Genomic DNA, 14,678 nt, shown 5'->3' on the forward strand with positions numbered 1-14,678 from the left:
ATTTACAGGCCGGCCCACGGTGTGACGCCGAACAGCTGCGCGTGCCATTGCAGCAGCAACGCATAGCCGGCAAAGGCGCCGAACCACTGCCACCAGCGCACGCTGGCGAGGCGCAGCCTGGTACGTCCTGCGAGCACCGCCGCAAACGGAAGGTTCGAGGTGTGCGACGCGAACAAATCCCAGCGCGCACCCAACGCACGCGCGCGTTTGGCGTCAATCGCGCGCGGGCCGATCAGCGCCAGCACGAGCATCGTGCCGAACAACACCAGACCGGCCGCGGTGCCGACCGCGAGCAGATGCGCCAACGCCCAGATCGCGACGCCCCAAAGAAACGGATGGCGCGTGATGGTCAGAATTCCGTCGACCGGACGATCGACCGCATTCTCTTGCCCGACCGACGTCGGCGTCGGCGTCGTCAGCCCGATAAAGACGAACAGGAACCCAATCAGAACCAGCACCAGCGCAGCAATCCGCGCCGCCGGAACGGTCGGCCACAAGGCGATGTGCGGTGCATTGCCATAGACGATGGCGAGCCAGGTGAGTCCGATCGCCGACGCGATCGAGAAAACGGCGCGATAGCGGATCTCACCCAGCCGCTCGACCAGCATATCGCGCAGCCTTGTGCCCGATACGAACAGATGAATACCGAGAAAGAAGAAGGCAGCGCCGAGAAGCGAGATCATGGATGAGGAGCGAGCCTGCCTGCCCGCTCCCCGTCAAGAGTCAGGCGCCTTCGGAAAGGGCCTGATTCAACGCAGCACGCGCACGCGAGATGCGCGACCGGACGGTGCCCAGCGGCAAAGACAGACGTTCAGCTGCGTCCTGGTAGCGAAGCCCTTCGATCGCGACAAGATGCAGTGCGCGCCGATAATCGGGCGGCAGACGATCCCACGCCTGCGTCACCGCCATTGCTTCGAGACGAACCGCTTGCGTGCCGCGCACGCCCAGCTGTTCTTCCAGCGCATCGAACGGCACCAGCATCGCGCGCCGCGCGCGGCGATGATGGCTGATCGCCTGCGTGCGCAAAATCGTCAGCAACCAGGCACGCATGTTCGTGCCCCACTGCCATTGATGCAGGCTTTTCAACGCGCGCAGCAGCGTCTCCTGCACCAGGTCGTTGGCGAGCTCAGGTTCGTCACGGCAGATGCGACTAGCCACGCGCTTGAGCAGCGGGATCTCGGCCAGCACCAGAGGCAATACGCGAGCTCGATGCTCGGGAGTCAGGCTGGGATCGAGATCCATCAAACACCTCCGCATCAGGCAGCACGATACCACCGTTAAGCTTTTGTTAAGCACAATTCTGAGGTGTCTATCAAGGGATTTCCCGCGCTGCACCCTGCCCGGTATGCGGATACGACTACTGCGCGAGTTCAGCGCGATGGGCGAAGCATCTGATGCGATGGAGTTAGTTGCGGACCGGCCAAAATCGGCAGTCTGAAAAAGGCGCGCATGTGCGCCAAAAATGCCGCAGTTGCTTCGCGGCTGACGGTCGCAAATCGGCGACGCGCGACATTCTCCGCACAGGCTTCAGTCTTTTTCGCGCTGCGTGTCGTTCCGATGTCCGCTGCTGCTGGGCTTGTTGCGCGCGATGCACTAGATCCCACGCCATGCGTTCGATCTTTTTCGCGCTCGTCGCGGCCCCGCTCGCTTTCATCAGTGCGTTGCAGCCGAGCACGGCATACGCGCACGCCGTCGTCATCGAGGCGCAGCCGCGCGTGAACGCAGCGGTCGCTGCCGGCGAGGTCACGATCCGGCTGCGCTACAACAGCCGCCTCGACGTCGCGCGTTCGCGTCTCGTCTTGACCACGCCCGGCGGCGCGACGGTGCAGCTGACGCCGCAAGCAGGCGCCGGCACGGACGAACTGGTCGCCGTTGCACAGGCCAAAGCACCCGGCGGATATCGCGTGCGCTGGCAGGTCCTGACTCTCGACGGGCATCTGACGCGCGGCGACATCCCGTTCCGCGTCGTCGCCAGCGCCAGCAACTGAAATGCGCGACTTCGTCGGAGCGCTGATCTGATGCGCGACTTCGTCGCGAGGGCCGTCGACTTTTGTCGGCGGCGCGCAACCTACATCGTCATTCTGGCTGCGATCGTCACCGGCCTGTCGGTCTGGTACGCGTCGAACCGGCTAGGCATCGACACCGATACTGGCCGGCTGCTCGGCGAAGATCTGCCGTGGCGCAAACAGGAGATGGCGCTCGACAAGGCGTTCCCTGCCAATGTCGACAATCTCGCCATCGTGATCGACGGCGCAACGCCGGAACTCGCTGACATTGCGGCGCAGACGATCGCCGACAAACTGACCGCGCGCACCGACCTGTTCCGCTACACGCGCCGTCCCGATGGCGGCGCCTTCTTCGACCAGCAAGGCCTGTTGCTGCTTCCCAAAGAAGAAGTGCAGCAAGTCGCCGACCGTTTGATCCAGGCGCAGCCGCTATTGGGATCGCTTGCCGCCGATCCCAGCCTGCGCGGCTTGCTGCGGACGCTCAACCTGGCGCTCGAAGGCAAGCAGCGCGGACTCACCGACGGCAGCGAATTGCAGCAGCCGCTGGCCGCGCTTGCCGACGTCGCCGACGACACGCTCAAGAACCCGCAGCCCAAGCCGCTGGGCTGGAGCACGCTTCTCACCGGGCGTGGCGACTCAAAATCGGACCGGCAAAGGTTCGTGCTGACTCAACCGGTGCTCGATTATTCGTCGCTGCAGCCGGCCGAGAAAGCGCGCGACTTTATCCACGCGATCGGTGCCGAGCTGCCGCATGTACGGGTGCGCATCACCGGCGCAATCGCAATGTCGGACGAAGAATTAGAAACCGTCAGCGAAGGCATGGGCCTGTCGAGCGGACTGTCGTTTGCCGGCGTGATGGTGCTGCTGCTGATCGCGCTGCGCTCGTGGAAGATGATCGTGTCGATCCTGTCGACCTTGATTGTCGGGCTGCTGCTCACCGCAGCCTTCGCGGCCGCGACCGTCAAATCGCTGAACATGATTTCGGTCGCGTTCGGCGTGTTGTTCGTCGGCATCGCCGTCGATTTCTCGATCCAGTTCGCCATCGCCTATCGCGACACACGTCACCGCGAACCCGATCCCAAACTGGCGATGAAAGAAACCGGCCGGCGCATGGCGCGTCCGCTGGTGCTCGCCGCAGCGACGATCGCGATCGGCTTTCTGTCGTTCCTGCCGACTGACTATCGTGGCGTGCGCGAGCTGGGTCTGATCGCGGGCGCCGGCATGGTGATCGCGCTGATCCTGAACCTCACGCTGTTGCCCGCTTTGATGTGGCGCACGCGTCCGCACGGCGCCGGTGCGCGCGTCGGCTGGAGCAGCTGGTCGGTCGCCGATCGCTTTTTGATGCAGAACCGGCGCGCCATTCTGATCGGTACCGGCGTGCTGGCGTTGATCGCCGCGGCGTTGCTGCCGCGCCTCGCCTTCGATTTCGACCCGCTGCATTTGCGCGACCCGAAAACGGAATCGGTCTCGACCGTGCTGGACTTGATGGCGGATCCCAACACGACGCCCTACACGCTCGATCTTTTGAAGCCGTCGCTCGACGCGGCGCGCGAAGCGGTCGACCGGATCGAAAAGATTCCCGAAGTCAAACACGCGCTGTGGCTGGGCGTGTTCGTCGCCGACGACCAGGACGACAAGCTGGTTCTGATCGAAGACCTGCGCAACTTGCTGGGCCCGACTTTGTCGCCCGCGAAAGTTCTGCCGGCACCCAGCGAAGACGAGTTGCGCGCAGCGCTGCGCACGACGGTCGAGCGGTTGCGCGCCGCCGGCGGTCCGGTGGAAACGCGCCTCGCCGGCGCGCTCGAAAAACTTGCCGGATCCGACAGCGCGCGGGTTGCGGCGTTTCGCGACGCGGTGACGGCCGGTCTGCCGCGCACCTTGCAGCAAGTGCGCGCGCTGCTGCAGGCCAAGAAAGTCTCGCTGGAAACGCTGCCCGACGATCTCAAACAATCCTGGATCGCGGCCGACGGGCGTGCGCGCGTGGAAATCTATCCATCGATCGACGCGCAGGATCCGAAAGCGCTGCAGCGCTTCGTGCTTGCGGTCAGAGCAGTCGAGCCGACGATCAGCGGCAGCGCTGTCACGATCCGTGAATCGGCCAACACGATTATCGGCGCCTTTGCGCTGGCCGGTGTGCTGTCGACGATTGCGATCGCGATCGTGCTGATGATTGCGCTGCGACGCGCTTCCGACGTGTTGCGCGTGATGGGGCCGTTGCTGTTGGCGGGCCTGTTCACCCTCGCGACTTGCGCCGCAACTGGGCTCGAACTCGACTTCGCCAACATCATCGCCTTGCCGTTGCTGCTCGGCATCGGCGTCGCGTTCGACATTTACTTCGTCGTGGCGTGGCGCGCGGGACGTTGGCCGCCGCTGGCAACTGCAACGACGCGCGCGGTGGTGTTCAGCGCCTCGACCACCGCCGTCGCCTTCGCCTGCCTGTTGCTGTCGTCGCATCCCGGCACGGTCGGCATGGGCCGGCTGCTGTTGCTGGAATTGGTCTGGGTGTTGGCGGTGACGTTGATCGTGGTGCCGGCGCTACTCGGCCCGGCCCCAGCCGTCAGCGAACATCAGTAAAGCTGATCCGCTCGATCCCGCGCGCCGCTTCGATCACCGACGGCGCGATCAACGCCTGGAATTCCAGATCACCGCGCCCATGATAGTCGGCGCCGGGATGGGCGTAGAGCTCGGTCACGCCCGGCGGCAACGACGCCAGCAATTTGCGCACGCGGTCTTCGGTGACGTAACCGGTCCAGGCCAGACCGACGACGCGGTCGGCGGTCGCGACGCCGGCGCGTTGCACCTTGGCACGTAGCAAGTTCATCCACGGCGCCAGAAGACGGGCTACGAACGGCGCGCGCTTGTTCTCCAGCGCGGCAACGAAATCCGCGTCTTCGTTCGGCACCCGCAGCGCGCGCATGCCATAGCGCTTGCCGATCGCGAGGATCAGCGACGCGGCGGTCGGATGGACATGCGCGTGTTTGTGCGCGTTGACGTGATCGAGTGCCAAGCCGGTGGCGGCGAAGGCGCGGAACTGCGCTTCGATTTCGGCTGCCAATTGCCGCCGCACGCGCGGACGCAGGAACCAGGCGACGCCGCTGGAAAATTCCCCGTCGCGGAAGCTGCCGTCCGGTTTGACCAGATCGGGAATCTCGGCCGGCGGCAAAACCGGCTTGCCATCGCGCAGCACCAGATGCAGCCCGACTTTGAGCGATGGCGTACGCCGCGCGCGCTCGACTGCGTCGGCCGCGAACGGCGCCGCGACCATCAAACTAGCGCAGGTGAGAATTCCGTCGCGATTGGCACGCTCGACCGCCTCGTTGACGGCGAGCGTGTTGCCGAAATCGTCGGCGGTAACGATGAGGCGCCGCGATGTCATCGCAAGATTTCAAACAAGAACCCTCTCCCGCTGGGAGAGGGTTCTGATCCTTACGCCGCCTGTTTGCGCGCGCGCAGGAAGTTGAAGAACTCAACGCCTTCGCGCAGGCGACGCTTCATCATGTCGAAGTCGCGCAGCATCTCGCCGACGATCGAAGCGATCTTGCTGGGGCGGAAGTAGAAGCGTTTGTAGAACTCTTCGACCTTGTCGAAGATCACGCTCGCCGGCAGATGCTCGTAGCTGAGCTGGGCGATCTGCGTGCCGCCGTCGGTCAGCAGATGATCGGTGCCGTCGAACCAGTTGTTCTCAACCGCCTGCTTGTAGAGGAACGTGCCCGGATAGGGCGCAGCCAGCGACACCTGGATCGTGTGCGGGTTGATGTCCTTGGCGAATTGCAGCGTTTCTTCGATCGTCTCCAGCGTCTCACCCGGCAGACCCAGGATGAAGGTGCCGTGGATGACGATGCCAAGCTCGTGGCAGTCTTTGGTGAACTGGCGCGCGACGTCGACCAGCAAACCCTTCTTGATGTTGTGCAGGATCTTCTGGTTGCCGCTTTCGTAGCCGACCAGCAGCAGGCGCAGCCCGTTCGCCTTCAACACTTCGAGCGTCTTACGCGGCACGTTTGCCTTGGCGTTGCACGACCAGGTGACGCCAAGCTTTCCGAGTTCCAACGCCAGCGCTTCGACGCGCGGCAGATTGTCGGTCAGCGTATCGTCGTCGAAGAAGATTTCCTTCACCTCCGGCATTTCGCGCTGGATGTATTTCACTTCTTCGATCACGTGCGGGATCGAACGGGTACGGTAATTGTGCCCGCCGACCGTCTGCGGCCACAGGCAGAAGGTGCAGCGGCTCTTGCAGCCACGGCCGGTGTAGAAGCTCACATACGGATGCTTCAGGTAGCCGCCGAAATATTTCTCGATGGTCAGGTCGCGCTTGTAGATCGGCGAGACCATCGGAAGCTCGTCCATGTTCTCGATCACGGCGCGATCGGGATTGTGGACGATGGTACCGTTGGCGTCGCGATACGAGATGCCCTGCACCTCGGCCAGCGGCTTACCGTCGGCGACTTCTTTGATGGTGAAGTCGAATTCGTTGCGCGCGACGAAATCGATGGCGGTCGATGCAGCCAGCGACTTCTCGGCTTCGACCGCGACCTTCGCGCCGATCATGCCAACGACGATCTTGGGATTGCGCTCTTTGAGCAGCTCGGCGGTACGGACGTCCTGGCGGAACGACGGCGTCGACGTGTGCAGGATCGCGAGATCGCGATCGTCGGCTTCGTGCGCAATGTCATCCCAGCTGAGATCGTGCGCCGGCGCATCAATCAGCTTCGAGCCCTCGACCATCGCAGCCGGCTGCGCCAGCCAGGTTGGGTACCAAAAGGACCGCACTTCGCGCTTCATCTGGTAGCGCGCACCGGCGCCACCGTCATAGCCGTCGAAAGAAGGTCCCTGCAGAAACAGCGTGCGCATCGTCATCGTCAAAATTCCTAGCTAGTCACGCTTGAGGTCGCGCCCCTTCAAATCAACGAGGCGACCATCGCGTTCAACCTGAAAAGCGTGGTCGCGCCACGCCACTGTCCGTCCGAAATGAACACCGATCCACGCTGCCACCGATAGGGCATCGCGAAGCAGGATGAGATGGACCGGAGTCGGGCCGGAAGATAGCCCCCGATCTATACGCCAGACCAGCGCGAGACGGGCCAGAATCGCGCAAGCCAGGACCGCGCATGAAGCGGCCGAAAATCCGAGGCAGGCCGCGCCCAGCAACGCCCAGGGTACCGCGAAAGCGACGCCCGACCCGGCATAGCCCGCCGGATCCAGGGTCCGGATCGTCCGGCCCCAGCGCAGTTCATGCGCCCAGAGCCGCCGGAAATCGGGTTCGTTGACGCCGGTATCGATCAAATGCGGCACCAAACGTAAGGCGCCGCCCTGCGCCACCACCGCGGCGCCCAGCGCGTAATCGTCGGCAAGCTCGTCGGCGATCCGTGCAAAGCCGCCGACCCGCTCCAAGGTCGCGCGTTCGAGCGCGATGGTTGCGCCGAAACAGCCGCGCTTGCCGAGTCGCCAACCGAGCAACGCTGCAGGGAAAAATCCGTGATCGATCGCCTGCGCACCAAGACGCGACCAGATGCCGCGAGATACCGGACGGCCCGCATAGAGGCACGTGACGATGCCGCCCGGCGCGGTTTCGAGTTCGCCGACAATTGCGCGCAACCAGTCGCGGCGCGGACGCATATCGCTGTCGACCAGCACAAGCTGCGCGTGTTTGGCCGCAACCAGCATGTTGGTGAGGTTCGAAACTTTGGCGTTGGTGCCATGTCGCTGTCCGTTCACGACAATGACAAGATCGGCAGACGGCAGTTCATGTTGGATCTCACGAACCACGGAAATCGCCGCGTCATCAGTGCGTTGCACGCCGCAGACGAGTTGAACTTCCGGCCAGTCCTGGGCCAAAACCGCACGCAGATTCTCGGCCAGGCCGGGCTCGTCGCCATAAAGCGGCATCAGCACCGTCACTGGACTAGAACCGGACGGCGTGCGTGGACGGATACGGAAGAAGCGGTGTGCCTCCACGAGCACGGCGAGCTGGTAAAGCACACCCGCCCCGCCGGCTAGGCAGAGAATCACACCGATATAGGTGAAGATTGTCGTCACCCGGCGTTTGTGCCGTGCCGCCCTGCGTTGGTCGAGGATTGAAGGCGTGGGATGGCTGGCACAAATTCCTCGCGCTGCTTCGCGGAGACCTGCATGTCGGATTCGGTTCGTACTTTTCGCTCGCTGACGGCGCTACTGCCGCTGCTGGTCGTATTGGCTGGCTGCGCAACCGCGCCCACCGACAAAGCGCAGCGGGCTGCAGCTGAGGCCGCAAACGATCCGTTTGAGCCGACCAACCACGCGATCTTTGAGTTCAACCAGGCCGCCGACAAAGCGGTGCTGCGCCCGGCCGCGATGGCCTATCGCGAGATTCCGGAAGACGGCCGCTTCGCCGTACGCAACTTCTTGAACAATATGAGCGAGCCGCTGGTCGCCGGAAACAAGCTGCTGCAAGGCAAGTTCGACGGCTTCGCAACCAGCATGACCCGCTTTGTCATGAATACGACGATGGGCTTTTTAGGGTTTGCCGATCCGGCGAAGAAGGCCGGTCTAGAACGTCCGATCGCGGGCGATTTCGGCGCCACCTTGGCCAATCTCGGCGTCAGCGAAGGTCCGTACATCGTGCTGCCCTTGTTCGGCCCGTCGAACGTGCGCGACGCCATCGGGCAAGGCGTCGACGGATTTGCCGATCCAGTCGGCTTCCAGCTGACGACGGTCGAAGGTTTCGGCCGCACAATCGTCGGCGGCATCGACAAGCGCGAACAGACCGACGAAGAGCTGACCAATCTCGAAAAGTCGTCGATCGACTTCTATGCGCAGCTGCGCAGCGTGACGCGCCAGTATCGCCGCGACCAGTTGTTCAAAGCCGGGATCGCCGGAAAACCGCAGGCGGAACGCGGCTTTTACGACGATCCGGCCAGTGCGGAGTCGGGTGCTGGCGGCACTGCATCGATCCCCGATTACGGCAACGAGCCGGCGCCGAAGCCCGCGACGCCACCGCGCAAACGCTGACACGTAAGCAAACAAAAAAGGGCGGCTCCTGCGAGCCGCCCTTTTCGTATCTGCGTTGGCCAGGTCAGTTCTTTTGCTCGGCCGCTTTCTTGTCCATCACCGCCAGCAACGCGTCCGGTCCACTCGAACGCAGCACGCTGGAGAACTCCTGACGGCGGGTTGCGAGTTCGCTGATCGCGCTGTCGAGATAGACGTCGATCGCTTTCCAATCGGCGCCCGTCGGACGCATCCGGTACGACAATTTCACCGGCGTATCTTTGGGCTGCACCAGGCGCGTATCGACGGTGACGTCGCTCGATCCTTCGACCGGCGACTGTCCCAAAGTTTCGAATTTCTGCCCGGCTTCGTAGCCGTCAAAGCGCCCGGCAAAGGTGGCGATCGACAGGCGACGGAACGCGTCGCTGAGTTTTTTCTGCTGGTCCGGCGTCAGGCTCGACCATTGCGGCCCGACCGCGAGTCGCGCCATCAGCGGCAGGTCGAACGTCTTGTCGAGCAGCGGCTCGAGCTTCTTCGCACGGCCTTCAAATCCGAGTTGCTTGGCCTGCTTCATGACGTCGAGCAGACCGTCGTGAAACTGGGTGACAGTTTTGGCCGCTGGCGAATCGGTCTGCGCGCGCAAAGCTGCCGGCCACATCGCCACAGCCGCGACCAGCGCCAGTGCGGCACTTTTGCCAGCCCTGCCCGAGAAATTCGCCAAACCTGCCATGCTGTCCTCCCAAGTAGCCAATACCCGCCTAAATCGCCCCGAACTGGGTTCCGAGCGGCGAGCGACACTGATCCTGCAAGTCAGGCAGGACAAGGGCGCGGCACGCTCTACCCTAGCTTCGGACACGGCCCACTAGGTATGGTGCGGCCTTCCCGGCACCAGGTCGGATTCAGGACGGTAAGCATGCGGGTCGTATTGGCACAGCCACGGGGATTTTGCGCCGGCGTCGAGCGCGCGATCGAGATCGTCGAGCGCGCGCTCGAACGATACGGTCCGCCCGTCTATGTGCGCCACGAGATCGTGCACAATCAGCACGTCGTCGAACGGCTGCGCGCCAAGGGCGCGCGCTTCGTCGACGAGCTGCATGAAATCCCGCCCGGCAGCGTGACCATCTTCAGCGCGCACGGCGTCAGCGACGCGGTCGAAGACGAAGCGGCCGAGCGCGGCTTGCCCGTCATCGACGCGACCTGCCCGCTGGTCTCTAAGGTTCACGCCGAGGGGCGTCGTTACGCCGGTGATGGACGCAGCGTGATTCTGATCGGCCACGACGGTCACCCCGAAGTCGAAGGCACGCTCGGCCGCATTCAGGGCGAAGTGCATCTGGTTTCGACCGTCGAAGAAGTCGCCGCGCTGGAAGTCTCTGATCCCGAGCGCGTGTCGTACGTCACGCAGACGACCTTGTCGGTCGACGACACCAAGGTTGTCATCGACGCGTTGAAAGCCAAGTTCCCTGCCATCGTGGGACCGAACACCAAAGACATCTGCTACGCGACGCAGAACCGCCAGGCTGCCGTGCGCAAGCTGGCGCGCGAAGTTGATGTGCTGCTGGTGGTTGGTTCGCCCAACAGTTCGAATTCGAATCGCCTGCGCGAGATCGGTGCGGAACTCGGCGTGCCGAGCTATCTGATTGAAAACGCCGAAGCGCTCGATCCGGCCTGGGTCACGGGCAAAGATGCAGTCGGCGTCACCGCCGGCGCGTCGGCGCCCGAAGTGCTGGTGCTGGAATTGCTCGATGCGTTGAAGCGTATCGCAGACACCAAAGTCGAAATCCTCCCCGGCGTTGACGAGAACATTCGTTTCCGCCTGCCGCCCCAGCTTGTCGAGCCGCGCGCGGCGACGGCCTGATCCGAAGATCTGAGAGTTCCTATGGGTATCCCGCTTTTACAGACCGCCAAGATCGGCGCGTACGTTCTCAAGCAGCAGATCATGCGGCGCGAGAAATATCCGCTCGTGCTGATGCTCGAGCCGTTGTTCCGCTGCAACCTGGCATGCGCCGGTTGCGGCAAGATCGACTATCCGGCCGAGATCCTGAATCAGCGCCTGTCGGTCGCCGAAATTCTCGAAGCCGTCGATGAATGCGGCGCGCCTGTCGTCACCATCGCTGGTGGCGAACCGCTGCTGCACAAGGAATTGCCGGAAGCGGTCGAGAAGATCATCCAGCGTGGCAAGTTCGTGTATCTCTGCACGAACGCGCTGCTGATGGAGAAGAAGATCGACGACTACAAGCCGTCGCCCTACTTCACCTGGACCGTGCATCTCGACGGCGACAAGGTGCATCACGACAAGTCGGTGTGCCAGGACGGCGTCTACGAGAAAGCTGTTTCGGCGATCAAGTTGGCGAAGGCCAAAGGCTTTCGCGTCAACATCAACTGCACGCTGTTCGACGGCGCCGATCCCGAAGCGATCGCCAAGTTCTTCGACGAAGTCACGGCGCTCGGTCTCGACGGCATCACCGTGTCGCCCGGCTACGCGTATGAGCGCGCGCCGGACCAGCAGCATTTCTTGAATCGCACCAAGACGAAGACTCTGTTCCGCGAGATCTTCAAGCGCGGTCGCGGCGGCAAGAACTGGCAGTTCAGCCAGTCGACCTTGTTCCTCGATTTCCTCGCCGGCAACCAGGCCTACGAGTGCACGCCGTGGGCGATGCCGTGCCGCAATTACTTCGGCTGGCAGCGCCCCTGCTACCTGCTGGGCGAAGGCTACGCCAAGACCTTCACCGAGCTGATGGAAACCACCGACTGGGATTCCTACGGCGTCGGCAACTACGAGAAGTGCTCGAACTGCATGGTGCATTCGGGCTTTGAAGGCACCGCTGCAAAAGCGGCGCTGAAGAATCCGCTCAAACTGGCGTTGCTGCAGATGCGCGGCATCGAAACCGAAAAGCCGATGGTGGCCGACATCCCGCTCGACAAAGCGCGGCCGGCCAAGTTCGTCTTCTCAGCCCACGTGCAGCAGGCGATGGCCAAGCTCAAGCACGAGAAGCCAGCCAACCAACAAAAAGAAATCGCTTAAAGCAAAAGGGCGGTGCCAAAAGCACCGCCCTTGTTGTTTCAGCCGATGTGAATCCGGTCGGCCAAGACCGACAGACGTTCCATCGCAGCACGCGCGTCGAAGGCGACGCGGATCACGCCGCCCAATTGCTTTGGATCGCGCAGCAACGCGGCGATCACCGCACCCGGTCGCGTATTCCCGTTTGCGTCCAGACCGACCAACGCAGCAGGCGGAATCTCGCGCGTTGCGGGATCGGCGATCGCGCGCAGTACGGCGGCGCGTCGGCCACGACGATTGGCGACAGTCGCGACATGGCCGCTTTCGAGATCGACCGCGATACATTGGCTGGACAGTGCCAGGCGCTTCTTGTCGTCGATGCGCGCGATTGCCTCGTCGGCGCCGTAGACCAGGCCTTTACGATGCGGGACGTTCACCTGCATCGACTGCGACGCGTCGAACTGGCCGCGTTTGGTGACGATGCCGGTCGCGATCACCAGATCGCCCGGTCGCAACGTATCGACCAGCGCGCCCGCAATCCCGAAGCTCAACAAGAGATCACAGCCGCGCGAGGCGAGCGTGTCGGCCGCCTGCATTGCGTAGTGACCGGGCGCAGCGATGACGTCCTTAGCGAAGCGGCGCGCGATGCGTGCTTCAGCTTCCAGACCGACGACAACCCCGACGCGCACGGCGCGTCAAACCTTTGTGATCGCGCGCACGGCGCGTCACATGCCGTAGACGGGTGTGCGTGAGTTCGTGCGCTGCAGGCTGCGATAGCGCGCCAGCGCCCAGAGCGGGAAATAGGCGGCGTAGCCGTGATAGCGCAGATAGAAGACGCGCGGGAAACCGACCGCGGTGTAATGGCGCTCGTCCCAACCGCCGGCATCGTTCTGCGTGTCGACGAGATACTCGACGCCGCGCGCAACGGCGGGATGATCCACCTCGCCGGCTGCCATCAGTCCCAGCACCGCCCATGCGGTCTGCGACGCGGTCGAAACTTCGGCCGCGCCGGTCGGCTTGCCTTCGTAATAAGAATGTCCGTCTTCGCCCCAGCCGCCGTCGGCGCGTTGCCGCGAGGCAAGCCAGGCGGCTGCTTTGCGCACGCAGGGATCGTCGCTCGGCACGCCGGCCGCGTTCAGCGCGCACAGCACCGACCAGGTGCCGTAGACATAGTTCGAACCCCAACGGCCGAACCACGAACCGTCTTCTTCCTGCTCGTTGCGCAGATACTGCACCGCGCGCGCCACCGCCGCGTCTTCGTGGCCGTGGCCAAGCTGGGCCAGGAACGAGATGCAGCGCGCCGTCACGTCGGCCGTCGACGGATCGAGCAACGCGCCGTGATCGGCAAACGGGATGTGGTTCAGCTCGTAATGGTCGTTGTCGGCGTCGAACGCGCCCCAGCCACCGTCACGGCTTTGGATGCCGCGGATCCATTCGGCTGCGCGCGCAATCGGCAGCGCGTATTTCTTCGGGTCGGCGCGATGCATCGCCATCGCAACCACCGCCGTGTCGTCGACGTCGGGATAGTGCGGATTGGCATATTGGAACGCCCAGCCGCCCGGGCGCACATGCGGCCGCTGCACCGCCCAGTCGCCCATCACGTCGAGAACCTGACGCGACACCAGCCAGTCGAGGCCGGCGCATGCCCGTTCGATCGCGGTCGGATCGTCGCTTTCCAGCATCGCGTGCGCCGCCAAGCCCGTATCCCAAATCGGCGACAGGCACGGCTGCACGAACGGGTGCTCGACACCGTCAAACACGACGAGTTTTTCGATCGAACGTTTGGCGTCGATCATGCGCGGATCGTCTTCGGCGACGCCGACGCAGCGATAGGCGACCAGCGCGTTCGCCATCGCCGGGTAGATCGCGCCCAGACCGTCTTCGCCGTTCAGACGCTCGTCGACGAATTTGATCGCACGCTCGATCGCGCGCTTGCGACCGCTGGCGGGGAAAAGCGGTTCGACGCGGCGCACGACCCAGTCGAGCCACATAAAGCCGTTGCCGAGCAACGTCGGGCTGGCCGGCTTCAACCAGTCGCGAATGGTCGCGGGATCGTCGCGGAACAACTCGCGCACGCTGAGCGTGCAGCCGGCCACCGGGCGCGGCTTCATCGACATGATAACCAGCAGCGGCACGATCACGGTGCGCGACCAGTACGAGACTTTGTCGAGATGGAACGGAAACCAGCGCGGCAGATTCATGATCTCCACCGGCATCGTCGGCACGGCGTGCCACGGAACCTGCTCGAACATGGCGAGCAGAATGCGGGTGAAGACGTTGGCGCGTTCGGCGCCGCCGGCTGCGAGGATCGCAGCGCGCGCTTTCGCCATGTGCGGCGCGTCGGCGGAGTCGCCGATCGCCTTCAACGCGAAATAGGCTTTGACGCTGCAGCTGATGTCGAGCGGGCCGCCATGCCACAACGGCCAGCCGCCGTGATCGCCCTGGGTCGCGCGCAGATACGGCGCCAGCTTCGCTTCGACGTCGCGATCAACCTCACCGATGAAATGCTTGAGCAGCACATATTCGGCGGGGATCGTGGCGTCGGCTTCGAGCGGGTAGACCCAGTGGCCATCGTCGCGTTGCGCGTCACCGACCGACTTCGCGCCGCGCCCAATGGCGCGACCAAGTTCGTCGATCGGGGCCGCACGCTGGGCCAAGGAGGCTGAGATCGGAGTCATCGTGCGGCGCACAATTGCTCGATTCAGCGCCAGATC

Annotated in this window: 13 protein-coding genes; 5 read left to right on the forward strand and 8 right to left on the reverse strand. The window is 63.8% G+C overall.

Annotated features, from left to right (window positions below; all coding sequences use genetic code 11):
* Positions 1-2 precede the first annotated feature (2 nt).
* On the reverse strand, positions 3-683 hold the full coding sequence (locus tag TMPK1_RS04990) for an NnrU family protein (RefSeq protein WP_420241801.1): 681 nt from the start codon (positions 681-683) through the stop codon (positions 3-5).
* Between the two features lie 40 nt (positions 684-723).
* Complete coding sequence (locus TMPK1_RS04995; RefSeq protein ID WP_420241803.1) at positions 724-1,242, reverse strand: RNA polymerase sigma factor; 519 nt, start codon at positions 1,240-1,242, stop codon at positions 724-726.
* Between the two features lie 365 nt (positions 1,243-1,607).
* Between TMPK1_RS04995 and TMPK1_RS05000 the strand changes: the two genes are divergently transcribed.
* Both TMPK1_RS05000 and TMPK1_RS05005 read left to right on the forward strand, forming a co-directional pair.
* A complete protein-coding gene (locus TMPK1_RS05000) occupies positions 1,608-1,988 on the forward strand; it encodes a copper resistance CopC family protein (RefSeq protein ID WP_420241804.1) in 381 nt (126 codons plus the stop codon).
* 30 nt (positions 1,989-2,018) lie between these two features.
* Positions 2,019-4,580 (forward strand): MMPL family transporter, encoded by a 2,562-nt coding sequence (locus tag TMPK1_RS05005; RefSeq protein ID WP_420241805.1) that lies wholly within the window; start codon positions 2,019-2,021, stop codon positions 4,578-4,580.
* On the opposite strand, the gene hpnK is transcribed toward TMPK1_RS05005, so the two are convergent.
* The 3 genes from hpnK to hpnI are packed head-to-tail and all read right to left on the reverse strand — an operon-like array spanning position 4,564 to position 8,039.
* Positions 4,564-5,382 (reverse strand): hopanoid biosynthesis-associated protein HpnK, encoded by an 819-nt coding sequence (gene hpnK, locus TMPK1_RS05010; protein WP_420241807.1) that lies wholly within the window; start codon positions 5,380-5,382, stop codon positions 4,564-4,566. The genes TMPK1_RS05005 and hpnK overlap by 17 nt on opposite strands.
* A 50-nt stretch (positions 5,383-5,432) precedes the next feature.
* Positions 5,433-6,860 carry a hopanoid biosynthesis associated radical SAM protein HpnJ gene (gene hpnJ, locus TMPK1_RS05015; protein WP_420241808.1) on the reverse strand — a complete coding sequence of 476 codons (1,428 nt, stop codon included), beginning with the start codon at positions 6,858-6,860 and terminating at the stop codon, positions 5,433-5,435.
* Positions 6,861-6,875: 15 nt separating this feature from the next.
* A complete protein-coding gene (gene hpnI / locus TMPK1_RS05020) occupies positions 6,876-8,039 on the reverse strand; it encodes a bacteriohopanetetrol glucosamine biosynthesis glycosyltransferase HpnI (RefSeq protein WP_420241809.1) in 1,164 nt (387 codons plus the stop codon).
* A gap of 93 nt (positions 8,040-8,132) precedes the next feature.
* Between hpnI and TMPK1_RS05025 the strand changes: the two genes are divergently transcribed.
* Positions 8,133-8,990: an MlaA family lipoprotein gene (locus TMPK1_RS05025; RefSeq protein ID WP_420241810.1), complete on the forward strand. Its 858-nt coding sequence runs from the start codon at positions 8,133-8,135 to the stop codon at positions 8,988-8,990.
* A 64-nt stretch (positions 8,991-9,054) separates the two neighbouring features.
* On the opposite strand, the gene TMPK1_RS05030 is transcribed toward TMPK1_RS05025, so the two are convergent.
* Positions 9,055-9,696, reverse strand: a complete 642-nt coding sequence (locus TMPK1_RS05030) for an ABC transporter substrate-binding protein (protein WP_420241811.1) — start codon at positions 9,694-9,696, stop codon at positions 9,055-9,057.
* A gap of 183 nt (positions 9,697-9,879) precedes the next feature.
* Between TMPK1_RS05030 and ispH the strand changes: the two genes are divergently transcribed.
* Positions 9,880-10,821 (forward strand): 4-hydroxy-3-methylbut-2-enyl diphosphate reductase, encoded by a 942-nt coding sequence (ispH, locus tag TMPK1_RS05035; RefSeq protein WP_420241813.1) that lies wholly within the window; start codon positions 9,880-9,882, stop codon positions 10,819-10,821.
* A gap of 21 nt (positions 10,822-10,842) precedes the next feature.
* On the forward strand, positions 10,843-11,988 hold the full coding sequence (gene hpnH / locus TMPK1_RS05040; RefSeq protein WP_420241814.1) for an adenosyl-hopene transferase HpnH: 1,146 nt from the start codon (positions 10,843-10,845) through the stop codon (positions 11,986-11,988).
* 38 nt (positions 11,989-12,026) lie between these two features.
* Here hpnH and TMPK1_RS05045 read toward each other — a convergent pair whose 3' ends face one another.
* Both TMPK1_RS05045 and shc read right to left on the reverse strand, forming a co-directional pair.
* The gene (locus TMPK1_RS05045; protein ID WP_420241816.1) at positions 12,027-12,653 is read right to left on the reverse strand and encodes a phosphorylase family protein; all 627 of its coding nucleotides are present in this window, start codon (positions 12,651-12,653) and stop codon (positions 12,027-12,029) included.
* Positions 12,654-12,689: 36 nt separating this feature from the next.
* A complete protein-coding gene (gene shc / locus TMPK1_RS05050; protein ID WP_420241817.1) occupies positions 12,690-14,642 on the reverse strand; it encodes a squalene--hopene cyclase in 1,953 nt (650 codons plus the stop codon).
* Between the last annotated feature and the right edge of the window lie 36 nt (positions 14,643-14,678).

It is taken from the genome of Roseiterribacter gracilis, assembly GCA_018332375.1.
In the GTDB taxonomy this organism is placed as follows: Bacteria; Pseudomonadota; Alphaproteobacteria; order BOG-932; family Roseiterribacteraceae; genus Roseiterribacter; species Roseiterribacter gracilis.

Coding starts and splice junctions, on each gene's coding strand:
- TMPK1_RS04990 (WP_420241801.1), bottom strand. CDS start 683: ATGATCTCGCTTCTCGGCGCTGCCTTCTTCTTTCTCGGTATTCATCTG.
- TMPK1_RS04995 (WP_420241803.1), bottom strand. CDS start 1,242: ATGGATCTCGATCCCAGCCTGACTCCCGAGCATCGAGCTCGCGTATTG.
- TMPK1_RS05000 (WP_420241804.1), top strand. CDS start 1,608: ATGCGTTCGATCTTTTTCGCGCTCGTCGCGGCCCCGCTCGCTTTCATC.
- TMPK1_RS05005 (WP_420241805.1), top strand. CDS start 2,019: ATGCGCGACTTCGTCGCGAGGGCCGTCGACTTTTGTCGGCGGCGCGCA.
- hpnK (WP_420241807.1), bottom strand. CDS start 5,382: ATGACATCGCGGCGCCTCATCGTTACCGCCGACGATTTCGGCAACACG.
- hpnJ (WP_420241808.1), bottom strand. CDS start 6,860: ATGACGATGCGCACGCTGTTTCTGCAGGGACCTTCTTTCGACGGCTAT.
- TMPK1_RS05025 (WP_420241810.1), top strand. CDS start 8,133: ATGTCGGATTCGGTTCGTACTTTTCGCTCGCTGACGGCGCTACTGCCG.
- TMPK1_RS05030 (WP_420241811.1), bottom strand. CDS start 9,696: ATGGCAGGTTTGGCGAATTTCTCGGGCAGGGCTGGCAAAAGTGCCGCA.
- ispH (WP_420241813.1), top strand. CDS start 9,880: ATGCGGGTCGTATTGGCACAGCCACGGGGATTTTGCGCCGGCGTCGAG.
- hpnH (WP_420241814.1), top strand. CDS start 10,843: ATGGGTATCCCGCTTTTACAGACCGCCAAGATCGGCGCGTACGTTCTC.
- shc (WP_420241817.1), bottom strand. CDS start 14,642: ATGACTCCGATCTCAGCCTCCTTGGCCCAGCGTGCGGCCCCGATCGAC.